Source organism: Kitasatospora sp. NPDC085464 (assembly GCF_044541955.1).
Taxonomy (GTDB): Bacteria; Actinomycetota; Actinomycetes; order Streptomycetales; family Streptomycetaceae; genus Kitasatospora.
Genome location: NZ_JBITTM010000039.1, coordinates 1 through 14,599, shown reverse-complemented (window position 1 = coordinate 14,599; position 14,599 = coordinate 1). Strand labels below are relative to the sequence as shown.

Annotated in this window: 8 protein-coding genes; 4 read left to right on the top strand and 4 right to left on the bottom strand. The window is 73.7% G+C overall.

Going from position 1 to position 14,599, the window contains the following annotated elements:
• Window positions 1-7: 7 nt before the first annotated feature.
• From dnaE to ACIGG8_RS30450, 4 genes are all read right to left on the bottom strand, one after another.
• Window positions 8-3,574 (bottom strand): DNA polymerase III subunit alpha, encoded by a 3,567-nt coding sequence (dnaE, locus tag ACIGG8_RS30465; protein WP_396551937.1) that lies wholly within the window; start codon window positions 3,572-3,574, stop codon window positions 8-10.
• A 97-nt stretch (window positions 3,575-3,671) separates the two neighbouring features.
• Complete coding sequence (locus ACIGG8_RS30460; protein ID WP_396551936.1) at window positions 3,672-4,406, bottom strand: class I SAM-dependent methyltransferase; 735 nt, start codon at window positions 4,404-4,406, stop codon at window positions 3,672-3,674.
• Window positions 4,407-4,497: 91 nt separating this feature from the next.
• The gene (locus ACIGG8_RS30455) at window positions 4,498-5,700 is read right to left on the bottom strand and encodes an MFS transporter (RefSeq protein WP_396551935.1); all 1,203 of its coding nucleotides are present in this window, start codon (window positions 5,698-5,700) and stop codon (window positions 4,498-4,500) included.
• A gap of 192 nt (window positions 5,701-5,892) precedes the next feature.
• Window positions 5,893-7,953 carry a phosphocholine-specific phospholipase C gene (locus ACIGG8_RS30450; protein ID WP_396551934.1) on the bottom strand — a complete coding sequence of 687 codons (2,061 nt, stop codon included), beginning with the start codon at window positions 7,951-7,953 and terminating at the stop codon, window positions 5,893-5,895.
• Between the two features lie 278 nt (window positions 7,954-8,231).
• Between ACIGG8_RS30450 and ACIGG8_RS30445 the strand changes: the two genes are divergently transcribed.
• The 4 genes from ACIGG8_RS30445 to ACIGG8_RS30430 all read left to right on the top strand — a co-directional run bounded on the left by ACIGG8_RS30445 (window position 8,232) and on the right by ACIGG8_RS30430 (window position 14,458).
• Entirely contained in the window at window positions 8,232-10,970 is a 2,739-nt protein-coding gene (locus ACIGG8_RS30445) for an ATP-binding protein (RefSeq protein ID WP_396551933.1), read from the top strand.
• A gap of 161 nt (window positions 10,971-11,131) precedes the next feature.
• A complete protein-coding gene (locus ACIGG8_RS30440; protein ID WP_396551932.1) occupies window positions 11,132-12,112 on the top strand; it encodes a helix-turn-helix domain-containing protein in 981 nt (326 codons plus the stop codon).
• Between the two features lie 192 nt (window positions 12,113-12,304).
• Window positions 12,305-13,381: an alpha/beta hydrolase gene (locus ACIGG8_RS30435; RefSeq protein ID WP_396551931.1), complete on the top strand. Its 1,077-nt coding sequence runs from the start codon at window positions 12,305-12,307 to the stop codon at window positions 13,379-13,381.
• A gap of 66 nt (window positions 13,382-13,447) precedes the next feature.
• Window positions 13,448-14,458, top strand: coding sequence for a helix-turn-helix domain-containing protein (locus ACIGG8_RS30430; protein ID WP_396551930.1), 1,011 nt, complete (start codon window positions 13,448-13,450; stop codon window positions 14,456-14,458).
• The last annotated feature ends 141 nt before the right edge of the window (window positions 14,459-14,599 follow it).

The following is a 14,599-nucleotide window of genomic DNA, read 5'->3' as shown; positions in this document are numbered from 1 at the left end:
CCGCGGTTCAGGCCCGGGTGGCCGCGCCGGCCCAGGCGCGGTTGCCGAGGAGGGTCTTGACGTCCGAGGCGAGGCCGTTGTCGGGGTTCACCCGGAAGCCCAGCTCGTAGAGGGTGCTCTTGTCCCAGTTGGTGGTGAGCAGCCGGATCGGGACGTCGCCGGGGTGGGCCTGGAGGGCGAGCTTGAGTTCGGCGACCACCTCGGGGGTGATCCGGGAGGCCGGGACGGTGATCTGGACGGGCGGTTTGGTGCCGAGCTCGGCGGAGGAGACGTCGAGGGTGGTGATCTCCTGGCCGAAGACGCTCAGCGAGCCGTCGCGCTCGTTGAGGCGGCCGCGGATCGAGATGACGTTGTCCTCGATCATCTGCTCGGCCATCAGGTTGTAGGTCGCGGGGAAGAACAGCACCTCGACCGAGCCATCGCGGTCGGCGAGGGTGATGATCGCCCACGCGTTGCCGGCCTTGTTGATGCGCCGGTCGACGCCGGTGATCAGGCCGGAGAGGCGGACCTCGCCCTCGGAGCGCCCGGAGCCGAGGAGTTCGGCGATCGAGGTGTCGCGGTTCTGGGAGAGGATGTGCTCGGCGCCGTCGAGCGGGTGGCTGGAGACGTAGAGGCCCAGCATCTCGCGTTCCAGGGCGAGGAGTTGGCGGCGCGGCCACTCGTTGTCGGTGAGCTGGAAGTCCAGGCCGATGGCGGGCCCGCCGTCGGTGCCGTCGTCGAGGGCGCCGAACAGGTCGTCCTGGCCGATGGCCTGCTGCTTCTTCACCCCGGTGACGGCGTCGATGGCGCTCTCGTGCACGGTGCTGAGTGAGAGCCGGGTGTGGCCGAGCGAGTCGAAGGCGCCCGCCTTGACCAGGGAGTCGACGGTGCGCTTGTTGCAGACCACCAGCTCGACCTTGTCCAGAAAGTCGGCGAAGGAGGTGTACTTGCCCTTCTCCGCGCGGGTGCCGACCAGGGACTCGATCACCGGCACGCCGACGTTGCGCACCGCCTTGAGGCCGAAGCGGACGTCGCTGCCGACGGCGGTGAAGTCGACCACCGACTCGTTGACGTCGGGGGAGAGGATCTTGATGCCCATCTGCCGGCACTCGGCCAGGTAGACCGCCATCTTGTCCTTGTCGTCGGCGACCGAGGTGAGCAGCGCGGCCATGTACTCGGCGGGGTAGTTGGCCTTCAGGTAGGCGGTCTGGTACGAGACCAGGCCGTAGGCGGCGGAGTGCGACTTGTTGAACGCGTAGCCGGCGAACGGGACCAGGACGTCCCACACCGCCTGGATCGCCTCGTCGGAGTAGCCGCGCTCCTTGCAGCCCGCGTGGAAGGGCACGAACTCCTTCTCCAGCACCTCCTTCTTCTTCTTGCCCATCGCGCGGCGCAGCAGGTCGGCCTGTCCGAGCGAGTAGCCGGCCAGCACCTGGGCGGCTCGCTGGACCTGCTCCTGGTAGACGATCAGGCCGTAGGTGGGGCCGAGGACGTCCTTGAGCGGCTCCTCCAGTTCGGGGTGGATCGGGATGATCTCCTGCTGGGCGTTCTTGCGCAGCGCGTAGTTGGTGTGCGAGTTCATGCCCATCGGGCCGGGCCGGTACAGCGCGGAGACGGCGGAGATGTCGGCGAACTCGGTGGGCTTCATCAGCTTGAGCAGGGCGCGCATGGGGCCGCCGTCGAGCTGGAACACGCCCAGGGTGTCGCCGCGGGCCAGCAGCTGGTACGTGGTGGGGTCGTCGATCGGGATCTTCTCGATGTCGACGTCGATGCCCCGGTTGGCCTTCACGATCTTGATGCAGTGGTCGATGATGCCCAGGTTCCGCAGACCCAGGAAGTCCATCTTGATCAGGCCCATGGCTTCGCACGACGGGTAGTCGAAGCCGGTGATGATCACGCCGTCCTTGTCCCGCATGTGCAGCGGGATCAGGTCGAGCAGCGGGGTCGAGGAGAGGATGACGGCGGCGGCGTGCACGCCGGTGCCGCGGATCAGGCCCTCGATGCCGCGCCCGGTGTCGATGATCTTCTTGACGTCGGGCTCGTTCTGGTAGAGCGCCCGGATCTCGGTGCCCTCGTTGTAGCGGGCGTGCTTCTCGTCGAACAGGTCGGCCAGCGGCACGCCCTTGCCCATGACGTCCGGCGGCATCGCCTTGGTGATCCGGTCGCCCATCGCGAACGGGTAGCCGAGGATGCGGTTGGCGTCCTTCACGGCGGCCTTGGCCTTGATCGTGCCGAAGGTGTTCACCTGGGCCGTGTAGGCGGCGCCGTACTTCTCGGTCACGTAGCGGACCATCTGGTCGCGCTGGCGGTCGTCGAAGTCGATGTCGACGTCCGGGGGGTTGATGCGCTCGGGGTTGAGGAAGCGCTCGAAGAGCAGGTCGTGCTCCAGCGGGTCCAGCTGGGTGATCCCGGTCAGGTAGGCGACCATCGAGCCGGCCGCCGAACCACGGCCCGGGCCGACCGGGATGCCGTTGTCCCGGCCGTACTGGCAGATGTCGGCGACCACGAGGAAGTAGGCGTCGAACCCCATCGGGGTGATCACGCCCATCTCCAGCTCGATCCGGTCCAGCACCTCCTGGCTGGGGCTGTCGCCGTAGCGGTGCTGCAGTCCGATCTCGATCTTCTTGCGCAGGTAGGACGCCTGGGTCTCGCCCTCGGGCACGTCGAACTGCGGCATCCGGTCGACGTAGGTGAAGACCTCCTCGTACGACTCGATCCGCTCGGCGATCGCGAGGGTGTTGTCGCAGGCCTCCGGCAGCTCGCGGAAGAGCTCGCGCATCTCCTCGGCGGTCTTCACGTAGTAGCCGGTGCCCTGGAACTTGAAGCGGTTCGGGTCGTCCTTGTTCTTGCCCACGCCGACGCAGAGCAGGCTGTCGTGGGCGTCGGCCTGGTCGGCGGTCACGTAGTGGGAGTCGTTGGTGGCCAGCAGCGGGATGTTCAGCTGCTTCGCCAGGCGGAGCAGGTCCTCGCGGACGTCCTTCTCGATGTCCAGGCCGTGATCCATCAGCTCCAGGAAGTAGTTCTCCTTGCCGAAGATGTCCTGGTAGGCGCCGGCGGCCTTGACCGCCTCCTCGTACTGGCCCAGGCGCAGCCGCGTCTGCACCTCGCCGGAGGGGCAGCCGGTGGTGGCGATGATGCCGGTCGCGTTGGCGGCGATCAGCTCGCGGTCCATCCGGGGCTTCATGTAGTAGCCCTCCATCGACGCGAGCGAGGAGAGCCTGAAGAGGTTGCGCAGACCGGTGGCGTTCTGCGCCCACATGGTCATGTGGGTGTAGCGGCCGCCGCCGGAGACGTCCTTGCCGCCCTCGCCGTCGGCGCCGGTCGGGCGCTGGCCGCCGGGCGACCAGAACACCTGCTTCTTCAGGAAGCGGGAGGCCGGTGCGACGTACGCCTCGATGCCGATGATCGGCTTCACGTCGGTCTTGGCGGCCGCGTGGAAGAACTCGTACGCCCCGAACATGTTGCCGTGGTCGCTCATCGCGATGGCGGGCATGCCCTGTCTCTGCGCCTCGGCGAAGAGCTTCCCGTTCTTCGCCGCACCGTCCAGCATCGAGTACTCGGTGTGGACGTGCAGATGCGCGAAGCTGTCGGACACGGCGCTGTGCTCCTCGGACGGGTGTCGGTCTCGGAAGCGGTCCAGGCTAGCCGGTCGGGCCCGGCGACGCGCCGTGGTAATGGGGATCGGCGGCGGCTCAGGGGCGGCCCGGTCCGGCACCCACGACGAGCCACCGGGCCGGGAGTTCGATCGGCCGGCCGTCGGGGGCGGACTCCGTGGTGGCCAGCGGCAGGTCGCCGGAGGCGAGCACGGTGAGGCCGGCCGTGTGCAGCAGGGCGGTGAGGGCCGCGTCGGCGACCTCGGCGGGGGCGAGGCCGTGCGCGAAGACCGGGCGAAGCTTCGGCGGCGGCCCGGCGGGGTCGTGGGCGAGGTCGGCCAGGACCTTCTTGGCGGACTCGGCCAGTTCGACCAGGAAGGCCCGGCCGCGTTCGCCGACCAGTGCGGCGACGGCCTCGGCGACCGGTCGGCGGTCGGCCGGCTCGCTCTGGTGGATCACCCCGCGCAGGTAGACGTTGGCGTCGCCGAGACGCCCGTGGAGCGCCCGGACGGCGTCGGCGTCGGTGGCGTCCAGCTGGGCGAACTCGGCCCGCCGGGCCGGGTCCCGGCGCCGGGCGTGGTCGAGGGCGGCCACGGACAGGTCGACCCCGAGGACGCGTGCGAAGCGGTCGGCGAGGAAGCGGGTCTGGGTGCCGTTGCCGCAGCCCAGGTCGACGAGGGGCAGCTCCGGGTCGGCGAGGTGGGGGCGGAACAGTGCGAGGTGGCGTTCCGCGGTGACGGCCGGTTCGGCGTCCCAGATCACCGCCCCCGGTTCCTCGGGCGCCTCGCGCCAGAAGCCCTCCCAGGCGTCCCTGTACCGACTCGTCACGCTCATGGCGGAGACCTCCGGGTGTCACGCTCGGTGTCGGGACCGTGTCTATCGGTCCCGGGGTCGGGCGGCAAGCACCGGCAGGCGGAACAGGGGGTCAGGTCCCGGCGCTCGCCCGGCGCGCCAGGTAGGCGCCGGACGCGGCGGCCAGGACGGCCATGCAGGCGGCGAAGACCAGGCCGGCGTCGGCCAGGCCGACCGGCTCGCTGAGCAGGCCCACCCCGATGACCGGGATCGAGATGCCGAAGTAGGCGACCACGAACAGCGCCGACAGGGCGCCGCCGCGGTGCTCGGCCGGGCTGGCCGCGGCGATCTCGCCCACGGCGCCGCGCAGGCCCATGCCCTGCCCGGCGCCGCCGACCAGGGCGCTGAGCACCAGCGGCGCGAGGGTGGTCCAGGCGAGCGAGGCGGCGAGCAGGGCCAGCCCGGCGATGAGCACCAGGCAGCCCAGCGGGATCGCCCGGGCGGTGCCCAGGCGGGGCACCGCCAGCTGGCCCAGGGTGGAGGCGAAGAAGGCGGAGGAGACGATCAGGCCGACGGTGGCGTGGTTGTCGACGCCGAGGTCGGTGGTGAGGAAGGCGGGGCTGACCGAGGTGAAGACGCCCAGCAGGGAGAAGCCCGCGAACGCGGCGATCCCGGCCGGGACGAACACCCGGCGGACCTCCGGCGGCAGCGACGGCCGGTCGGGCCGCGCGGTGCGCAGCGGGCGGGCCCCGGCGACCGTCTCCGGCAGGCGCAGGGTGAGTGCGAAGGACACCGCGAGCAGGGCCAGGTGGACGACGAACGGCAGGACCAGCGGCCGCGGCGCGTACTCGGCGAGGAAGCCGGACAGCAGCGGTCCGAAGCCCAGGCCGCCCATGTTGGCGGCGGTGGCGACGAAGCCCGCGCGGGCCCGCTGCCCGGGCGGGGCGAGCTCCAGCACGTACGCGGTGCCGGCGCCGGTGAACAGGCCCGCCGAGAAGCCGGACAGCAGCCGGCCCAGGAGCAGCAGCGGCACGCTGTCCGCGCCGAGGAAGACGACGGCGCTGCCGGCGGCGAACCCCAGCCCGCAGAGCAGGACGGGGCGGCGCCCGACGGTGTCGGAGACGTTGCCGATCAGCAGCAGGACGCCGATGACGCCGAATGCGTAGACGGCGAACACCACCGTCACCGTCAGTTCGGAGAAGCCGATCTTCTCCTGGTAGAGCCCGTAGAGCGGCGTGGGCAGGGTGGTGCCGGTCATGCAGACGGCGAAGGCGGCGGCGGCCACCAGGTAGTGGAAGCGGCCCTCGGCCGGCCGGGCGGTCCGACGGTCGGTCATCCGCCCACGATAGGCACGCCGCCCGGGCCGGGCCCGCGCCGTGCGGGGTCGCACTGCGCCGAATGGCCGCCGCCACCGGGCCCGGCGGCCCGCCCCGGGCGGGTGAGGTGCCCGGGGTGGGCCGCCGGTGTCGGTGGTGGCGGGGTCGGGCCGGTGCGGGGCCGGCCGGGTCGGCAGGTGGGCGGGCCCGGGTCAGTAGGTGAGCAGACCCGGGTCCGACAGGCCCGGCGCGCCGGTCTCGACGTGGCCGGCCAGGCGGCGGACGAAGTCGGCGGTCGCCGTGGAGGTGACCGTCACGTCGTACCAGTTGCGGCAGGTGCGCAGGCCGACGGTGTACGTGACCGTGGCGCCCCGGCGGACCGTGACGGTCTGCGGGGTGCCGGCGTAGGCGTTGGCGACGGTGAGCACGGCGTCGGCGGTGCCCGCGTTGGTGAGGGTGAGGTCGAGGCTGCCGGTGGTCGGGTTGTGGCGTGCGGTGACCTCGGGCCCGGCGGTCTTGCCGGGGTTGCGGAAGCGGCGCAGGAATCCGTTGGGTCCGTGCACGGTGAGGTCGGTGACGCCCTTGGAGTAGGTGGTGTTCCAGGCGTCGGAGATCGTCTTGCCGGCCTCGGCGGTGTACGTCCACGGGCCGTCGGTGCGGTTGGCCGAGGTCACCAGGAACTGGGCGCCGGCCGCCGCGCCGCCGCTGAAGGTGAGGCGGTACTTGCCGGTGCCGGTGTCGGCCGCGCCGTCGACGGACGGGGCGTACTTCAGCGGGCGGGTGGGCTTGGAGCCCGCCTCCTGCTTCGGCATGGTCCCGGTGGCGGGCGGGGTGGGCACGTAGTCGGGGTGCCGGTTGCGGTCCGGCGGGAGGTAGCCGGCGGTGGAGGGCAGCGCGGCCGGGGCGGTGTTCGAGGCGGTGAAGTCGAAGGCGGAGGTGAGGTCGCCGCAGATGGCGCGCCGCCAGGGCGAGATGTCGGGCTCCAGCACGCCGAAGCGGCGCTCCATGAAGCGGATGATCGAGGTGTGGTCGAAGGTCTCCGAGCAGGTGAAGCCGCCGGTGCTCCAGGGGGAGACCACCAGCATCGGCACCCGCTGGCCGAGGCCGTACGGGCCGGCCGCGTTGGAGATGTTCCCGGCGAAGTAGTCCGCGGTGGTGGACACCGTGGACAGGCCCTGGGAGGCGGAGGAGGGCGGGAACGGCGGCACCACGTGGTCGAAGAAGCCGTCGTTCTCGTCGTAGGTGATGAACAGCGCCGTGCGGGCCCACACGTCGGGGTTGGAGGTGAGCGCGTCCAGCACCTGGGAGACGTACCAGGCGCCGTAGTTGGCGGGCCAGTTGGGGTGCTCGGTGAACGCCTCGGGGGCGGCGATCCAGGAGATCTGCGGGAGCGTGCCGGCCTGGACGTCGCGGCGCAGGTGGTCGAAGAGGCCGTCGCCGGCCTTGGCGTTCGTGCCGGTGCGGGCCTTGTCGTACAGCGGGTCGCCGGGCTTGGCGTTGCGGTAGCTGTTGAAGTAGAGCAGCGAGTTGTCGCCGTAGTTGCCGCGGTAGGCGTCGCTGATCCAGCCCCAGGAGCCGGCTGCGTCCAGGCCGTCGCCGACGTCCTGGTAGACCTTCCAGGAGACCCCGGCCTTCTCCAGCCGCTCGGGGTAGGTCGTCCAGCCGTACCCGGCCTCCTGGTTGCCGAGGACGGGGCCGCCGCCGGTGCCGTCGTTGCCGGTGAAGCCGGTCCACATGTAGTAGCGGTTCGGGTCGGTGGAGCCGATGAACGAGCAGTGGTAGGCGTCGCACAGCGTGAAGGCGTCGGCGAGGGCGTAGTGGAACGGGATGTCCTGGCGGGTCAGGTAGGCCATGGTGGTGGCCGTCTTGGCGGGGACCCACTGGTCGTACTTGCCGTTGTTGAAGGCCTTGTGGCCGCCGGCCCAGTCGTGGTTGAGGTCCTGGACGAACTGCATGCCCAGGTCGTTCACCTGCGGGCGGAACGGCAGCACCTCCTTCTTCCCGCTGTCCGTCTGGTGCCACACGGACTTGCCGCTCGGGAGGGTCACCGGGCGGGGGTCGCCGAAGCCGCGGACCCCCTTCATCGCACCGAAGTAGTGGTCGAAGGAACGATTCTCCTGCATCAGGACGACGATGTGCTCGACGTCCTGGAGGGTGCCGGTGGCGCCCTGCGGGGCGATCGCCGCAGCGCGCGCGATGCTCTGCGACAGCGTGGAGAACGCGGCGGTGGCGCCCGCGAGTTGGAGGAAACGGCGGCGGTTCAGCTCTGCCATGGGTGGGTGACCTCTGGAGGACGGGGGTGGAGGACGGCACCCCAAGGACAGCGGCTGCGGGGTACTGCCCGGCGGACCACTCATGACTGCCCGCTGTACGGCGGACGAACGCCTTGAGTTGGCTGAACACGTTCGGCCGCCGCCGGGGAGGCCGGCCGCCTCCGCGAGCACGTCGCCGCATGTGGTCGGGGCCACACCCAGCGTGGTAACGGCTGGTCCTGACGGGCGTTAACCTTGGTTTCCCGTGGCGGGGGGACCGACGCGAGGGGAACAGAAGAGTGGTGCACGACAGCCGGGGACCGGCCGTGGTCGGGCGGCAGCGGGAGACGGAGCTCCTCACCGCCGCCCTGGTGCAGGCCGAGGACGGCGCCAGCGGGTGCACCGTGCTGCTGCGCGGCGAGCCCGGCGTCGGCAAGTCCACCCTGCTGTCCTGGGTGGAGCACGCCGCGCGCGAACGCGGCTTCACCGTCCTGCGGGCCGTCGGCGCCGAAGCGGAGACGGACCTCGCCTTCGGCGCGCTCCACCAGGCCTTCCGGTCGCTGCTCCAGCGCTCCGCCTTCCTCTCCGCCCACCAGCGGGAGGCCCTGGAGAGCGCGCTCGGCATCCGCGCCGGAACCCCGAGCGGCTTCGCCGTCGGCGCCGCCGCCCTGACACTGCTGGAGGAGGCGGTCCGCACCGCCCCCGTGCTGCTGCTCCTGGACGACCTGCACTGGGTCGACTCGTCGAGCGCGACCGTCTTCGCCTTCCTCCACCGGCGCTGCGCCGACCTGCCCGTGGTGATCGTCGGCGCCACCCGGCCGGACGGACCGGCCGCCCAGACCTGGTCGGCCGAGGCCGTCGAGGTCCGGGCCCTGCCCCGGACGGACGCGGCCCTGCTGCTGGGCACCCACCACCCCGAACTCGCGGCCGCCGCCCGGGACCGCGTCCTGACGGAGGCGGCCGGCAACCCCCTGGCGCTGGTGGAACTGCCGCGCCAGCTGGAGGCCGCCCAGCAGCGCGGGACCGCCCCGCTGCCGGAACGGCTGCCGCTCGGGGAGAAGCTGGAGCGGATGTTCGCCGACCGGCTGGACGCGGTGACGCCCGAGGTCGGCCGCTACCTGCTGCTCGGTGCCCTCGCCACCGGCCCGGACTTCACCAACGGCGGCTGGCTGCGCGCCGCCGCGGACGGCGACGCCGGGGAGATCCCGGACGGGATCGAGGCCACCGGCCTGGCCCGGCTGGACCCGGCCGGCCAGCTGGTCTTCCGCCACCCCCTGGTCCGTACCGCCGTCGTCGCCGCGGCCTCCGACACCGCGCGCCGCGAGGCCCACCGCGCCCTGTCCGAGGCCCTCGCACCGGACGACCCCCGGCGGCTGGTCCACGAGGCCGCCGCCGCCCTGCTGCCCGACGAAGGCCTCGCAAGCCGCCTGCAGGAGGCCGGCCGCGACCTCGCCCGCCGCGGCGGCGACGCGGAGGGCGCCCTGCTGCTCGAACGCGCCGCCGTCCTCAGCCCCAGCTCCTGCGACCGCGTCCGCAGACTCGCCTGGGCCGCGGTGATGTCGGCCCGCGGCGGGCAACTGCGCCACACCGCCGCCCTGGTGGAGGAGCTGAAGAGCAGCAGCGTGCCGCAGGACGCCGCCCCGCTGTTCGCGTACGCGGTCGTCTACGCCGACCAGAGCCACCACGTGGACTTCGAGTCCTCCGCCGCGCTGCTGCCCGCCGCCCTGGACGCGCTCACCGCCCCGGGCGCCGACACCTTCGGCGGGCTGACCGAGCAGGTCTACTTCAAACTGCTCCTGGCCGCCACCTACACCGACGACCCCTGGGCCTGGCGGGCCCTGGAACGGCACCGCGGCGAGGTCTCGGAGGCCGGCCGGCTGTGCCTGCGGGCCTGGACCGACCCGGGCCCGGACACCACCGCCACCCTCCGGGCCGTCGCCGAGGGCATGACCGAGGAACAGGAGGCCGGCGCGGCCTGGCTGCTGTTGTGGACCGCCTCGGCGCTCGACTGCCCCGACAGCGACCTGTGGCACCGCTTCACCGGACTGCACGGCTTCGCCACCCAGGGCTCGATCGCCAAGGCCAAGTGCCACCAGGACTTCCTGCTCGGCCACTGGGACCAGGCCGCCGTCTGCCTGCGCGAGGCCGAGATCGCCGACGAACTCGGCTACCACACCAACGCGTTGATGTTCCGTCAGTACTACGCCCACTACCTGGCCGGCCGCGGCGACGAGGCCGGCCTGCGGGAGGTCGAACGGGCCATCCGGCCCACCGCCGCCCGGGCCCGGATGCGCTACGTCCTCGACCGCCTCACCCACCTGCGCGGACTGGCCGCGCTCGCCCACGGGCGCCACGAGGAGGCGTACGCGCACTTCTGCGAGATCACCCCGCCCGGTCGGCTGCCCGGCGGCCCGCCCTGGCACCACGCGCTGGTCCTCGACCTGGTCACGGCCGCCGTGCACACCGGCCGGCACGAGGAGGCCCGGGCCCACCTGGAGGCCGGGCGGGCGGCCCGCTCCGCCGAGATCTCCGACCGCCACGCCTTCCTGTGCTCGGCCGCCGCCGCCCTGGCCGCCGAGGACGCCGACGCCGACGCCGCCTACCGGGCCGTGTACGCCGTCCCCGGCGCGGAGCGGTGGGCGTTCGACCTCGCCCGGCTGCGGCTCGCCCACGGCTCGTGGCTGCGCCGCCGTCACCGGCCCGGCGCCAGGGAGCCGCTGCGCGCCGCCCACCACGTGTTCCGCCGCCTGCAGGCGGAGCCCTGGGCACAGCGCTGCGAGGCGGAGCTGCGGGCCGCCGGCGACCCGGTGGCGCCGCCGCCCGGGGCACCGGCCGAGGCGCCGTCCGGCCTCACCGGCCAGGAGCTGCGGATAGCCCGGCTCGCCGCGACCGGTCTGACCAACAAGGACATCGGCCGTCGGCTCCAGCTGTCGCCCCGTACCGTCGCGGCCCACCTCTACAAGATCTTCCCGAAGCTCGGGATCACCTCCCGGGCCGCGCTCGCCCACGCGCTCGACACCGCACCCGACAGCGTCTGACCTGCGCTGACGCCCGCCCGGCCGGGCCCGTTCCGGCGCCGCCCCGGGTGCCCCGGCGGGCCCGCGGGGTACTGCCGGAAAGAGCAGTCAGATGACCTAACCGTCCGCCGCCCACCCGCCCCAGGCTGGGATCGCGAGGATTCGGCGGAAGGGGCGGGCAGATGGGCGTGCGGGTGACGACCGCTTCGGTCGCGGACGAGGACAAGGCGGCGTACTGGAACGGGGCGGTGTCGCGGACGGTCGTCCCTGTCGAGGTGCACCCGCTCACCCCGCGGCCGTTCGACGGGCTGCTGGTCTCCCACCGGCTCGGCTACGTGCGGGTCTCCACGCTGGAGGCGGACGCCGCCCGGTTCTCCCGCACGGCGGCGCTGATCGAGCGGGCCCCGGGCGGTGAGCCGCAGATCGGGGTCGGCGTGCAGGAGGAGGGCCGGGCCGTCCTGGAGCAGGACGGGCGTCGGGCGGAGGTGTCCCCGGGCGGCCTGGTGGTGTACGACACGGCGCGTCCGTACGCCGTCGACTACCCGGAGCGTTTCCGCACCCACCTGTTCCACCTGCCGCGCCGACTGCTGGGCGTGCCGGAGCGGGACCTGCGCCAGGCGGCGGCGACGGCCCTCGGCCCCACGGAGGGCTGCGGACCGGTGCTCCTGCCGTTCCTCGCCGTCCTCGCCGCCTCCGCGCACTCCTACCCGGCCCCGGTCGGCGACCGGCTGGCCGGCAGCGTCGCGGACCTGCTGAGCACCCTCGTCGCCCAGTTGGCCGACGCCCGTCCGGCCGGCGAGGCGGACACCCCGAACGCGCACCTGGTCCGCCGGGTGCGGGAGTACATCGAGCAGCACCTGGCCGAACCGGAGCTGGCGCCCGAGCGGATCGCGCACGCCCACCACATCTCCGTGCGCTACCTGCACCGGATCTTCGAGGGGGAGGGGGTGACGGTGAGCCGGCTCATCCAGCAGCGCCGACTGGAGGCGTGCGCCCGCGAGCTGGCCCGCCGCGGCCGCACCGCGCCCACGGTCTCGGCGGTGGCCCAGCGCTGGGGCTTCGTCAATCCGGCGCACTTCAGCCGGAGCTTCCGCGCCGCGTACGGCGTCTCCCCCCGGGAGTGGCGCGAGCGGCGGGAGGCCCCGGGCGGTGCCGCCGGTTGACGAGCCGCCGGGCCGGCCGCCGCACGGCCCGGGCCGGTCCACCGCGGCCACCGCCCCGGCAGTACGGTCGAGCGGGGCGCCGCCGCACCCCCGGGGGAGGTGCGCGGGGCCGCCCGCCCGACGCACCCGGGCACCCGCCGCGACGCACGCGATGCCGTGCGGCCCCACTGATCGAAGCCAGGAGCGAAGACGTTGTCCGACCCCACCCCCCTGTCCGACCCGCGCCCGGTGCTCGACCGGGCCCTCCAGGAGTTCCTGGACGCCCGGGCCGGCCGCTCCGCGACGGAACCGCTGCCGGACCTCTCCTTCCTCACCCCGGACGGCCCGGCGGTCGGCGGGGCCGGCCCGGTCGGCCCGGCGGGGGTACCGGGCGACGGGCCGTACGGCGGCCCGGACGACGGGCTCGACTGGGGCCCCGACGGGGAGCCGGACCCGGACGACCCGCACGGCACCTCGACGGAGTGGCTCGCCCTGCCCTGCGGACCGACCGAGAGGGTGCACGTCCAGGTGACCAGACCCGCCGGCACCGTCGGGCCGAGCCCCGTGGTGCTGTTCCTGCCCGGCCTCGGCTGGTCGCTCGGCGACGCCGCCTGCTACGCCGGGCTGGTCCGGGAGTTCGCCCTGGGCACCGACGCCGCCGTGGTGTACGTCGACTACGCCCGGGCGCCCGCGGCCCGCTACCCGGTGGCCGTCGAGCAGTGCCTCGCGGTGGCCCGCTGGATCCACGAGCACGGCCACGGGATCGGGCTGGACGGGCGCCGCATCGTCGCCGTCGGCGAGTCCGCGGGGGCCAACCTGGTGGCGGCGCTGACCCTGCTGGCCCGTCAGCACGGGGACGTCCCGCTGCTCCACCAGGTGCTGCTGTACCCGGTGACCGACGCCGACTTCGACACCCCGTCCTACCATCGCTACGCGACGGGCTACTTCCTGCACCGCGACCACATGCGCCGGTTCTGGGACGACTACCTGCCCGACCCGCGGGGGCGGGCCGAACCGACCGCCGCGCCGCTGCGCGCCCCGCTGGACCGGCTCGCCGGGCTCCCCCCGGCACTGGTGGTCACCGCCGAGGCCGACGTGCTGCGCGACGAGGGCGAGGCCTACGCGGCCCGGCTCCGCGCGGCGGGCGTTCCGGTGGTGGCCACGCGCTACCAGGGCGTGGTGCACGGCTTCCTGCTGCTCGCCGGGCACTGCCCCACCGGCACCGCCCGGGCCGCGCTGATCCAGGTCGTCGACACCGTGCACATGGCCCTGCACAGCCGTTCGTGGTGAGACCCGCCGCCCGACGCACCCCACCGGACAGACCCCCACCGGACAGACCCCCTCCGAGGAGCACTGATGCCCGTCGTTCTCGACACCACCGACGTTCCGTCCGACGACCGCGCCGAGTACTGGCACGAGGCCGTCTCCCGCACCTTCATCCCGCTCGACGTGGCGCTGCTCGACCGGGCGCCCGCACCCGCGACGATCACCAGCCACCGCGTGGGCGACGTGCAGCTCTCCCTGGTGGAGGCCGGGCCGCAGCGGGTCGAGCGAAGCGCCGGGCTGATCGCCCGCGGCGGGGAGGACCACCTCACCCTGGCACTCCAGCACCGCGGTACCGCCCGCCTGGAGCAGGACGGCCACCGGGTGGTGCTGCGGCCCGGTACGTTCGCGGTCTCCGACGCCGGACGGCCGTTCGCCAAGGAGCTGCCGGAGGCCTTCGCCTTCACCGCCCTGCACTGGCCGCGTACGGCCGTGGGCGTCTCGGACGAGGACCTGAAGGTGCTGACCACGACGGTCTTCGACAGCGCCGACGGCACGGCCCGGCTGGTGGCCGCGTACCTGGAGTGCCTCTCGCGGTCGGCCGGCTCGATGGAGCCCCAGCTCGCGTGCTGGCTCGCCACCACGGCGCTCGACCTGCTCGCGGTGCTCGCCCACGAGCGCCGCGGCCTGTCCCTGGCGGAGGCCCCCGAGGCGGCCCTGGCCGTCCTGGCCCGGGTGAAGGACCACATCCTGCGCAACCTCGGGGACCCGGGCCTCTCCCCGGAGCGGATCGCGGCCGCCCACCACGTGTCGGTGCGGTACCTGCACAAGCTCTTCCGTTTCGAGGGGGTCACGCTGGCCCGCTGGATCCAGCGCCAGCGGCTGGACATGTGCCGCCGCGACCTCGCCCGCCGGACGGGCGGCCGGGCCACCGTGGCGGCGGTGGCGAGCCGCTGGGGCTTCGTGAGCGCCAGTCACTTCAGCCGGGCGTTCCGGGCCGTGTACGGGCTCTCGCCGCGCGAGTGGCAGGCCTACGCCGGGGCGGGTGCCGGCGCCGGCACCGCTCCGGGGGCCCGCGCGTCCGGCTACGGCATCGCGGTCTGACCCGACGGGCCGGACCCGAAGCGGCGGGCCGGACCCGAAGCGGCGGGGGGCCGCGGGGGGGGGGGGGGGCCGGGGGGCCCCCGGGGGGGGCCGGGGGGGGGCGGGGGGTGGGCCCGGGGCGCCCGCGCGGGGGGGGCGCCC

What these genes read in the sequence shown, in the direction of transcription:
- ACIGG8_RS30455 (WP_396551935.1), bottom strand. Translation starts at nt 5,700, where the DNA reads ATGACCGACCGTCGGACCGCCCGGCCGGCCGAGGGCCGCTTCCACTAC.
- ACIGG8_RS30440 (WP_396551932.1), top strand. Translation starts at nt 11,132, where the DNA reads ATGGGCGTGCGGGTGACGACCGCTTCGGTCGCGGACGAGGACAAGGCG.
- ACIGG8_RS30430 (WP_396551930.1), top strand. Translation starts at nt 13,448, where the DNA reads ATGCCCGTCGTTCTCGACACCACCGACGTTCCGTCCGACGACCGCGCC.
- ACIGG8_RS30450 (WP_396551934.1), bottom strand. Translation starts at nt 7,953, where the DNA reads ATGGCAGAGCTGAACCGCCGCCGTTTCCTCCAACTCGCGGGCGCCACC.
- ACIGG8_RS30460 (WP_396551936.1), bottom strand. Translation starts at nt 4,406, where the DNA reads ATGAGCGTGACGAGTCGGTACAGGGACGCCTGGGAGGGCTTCTGGCGC.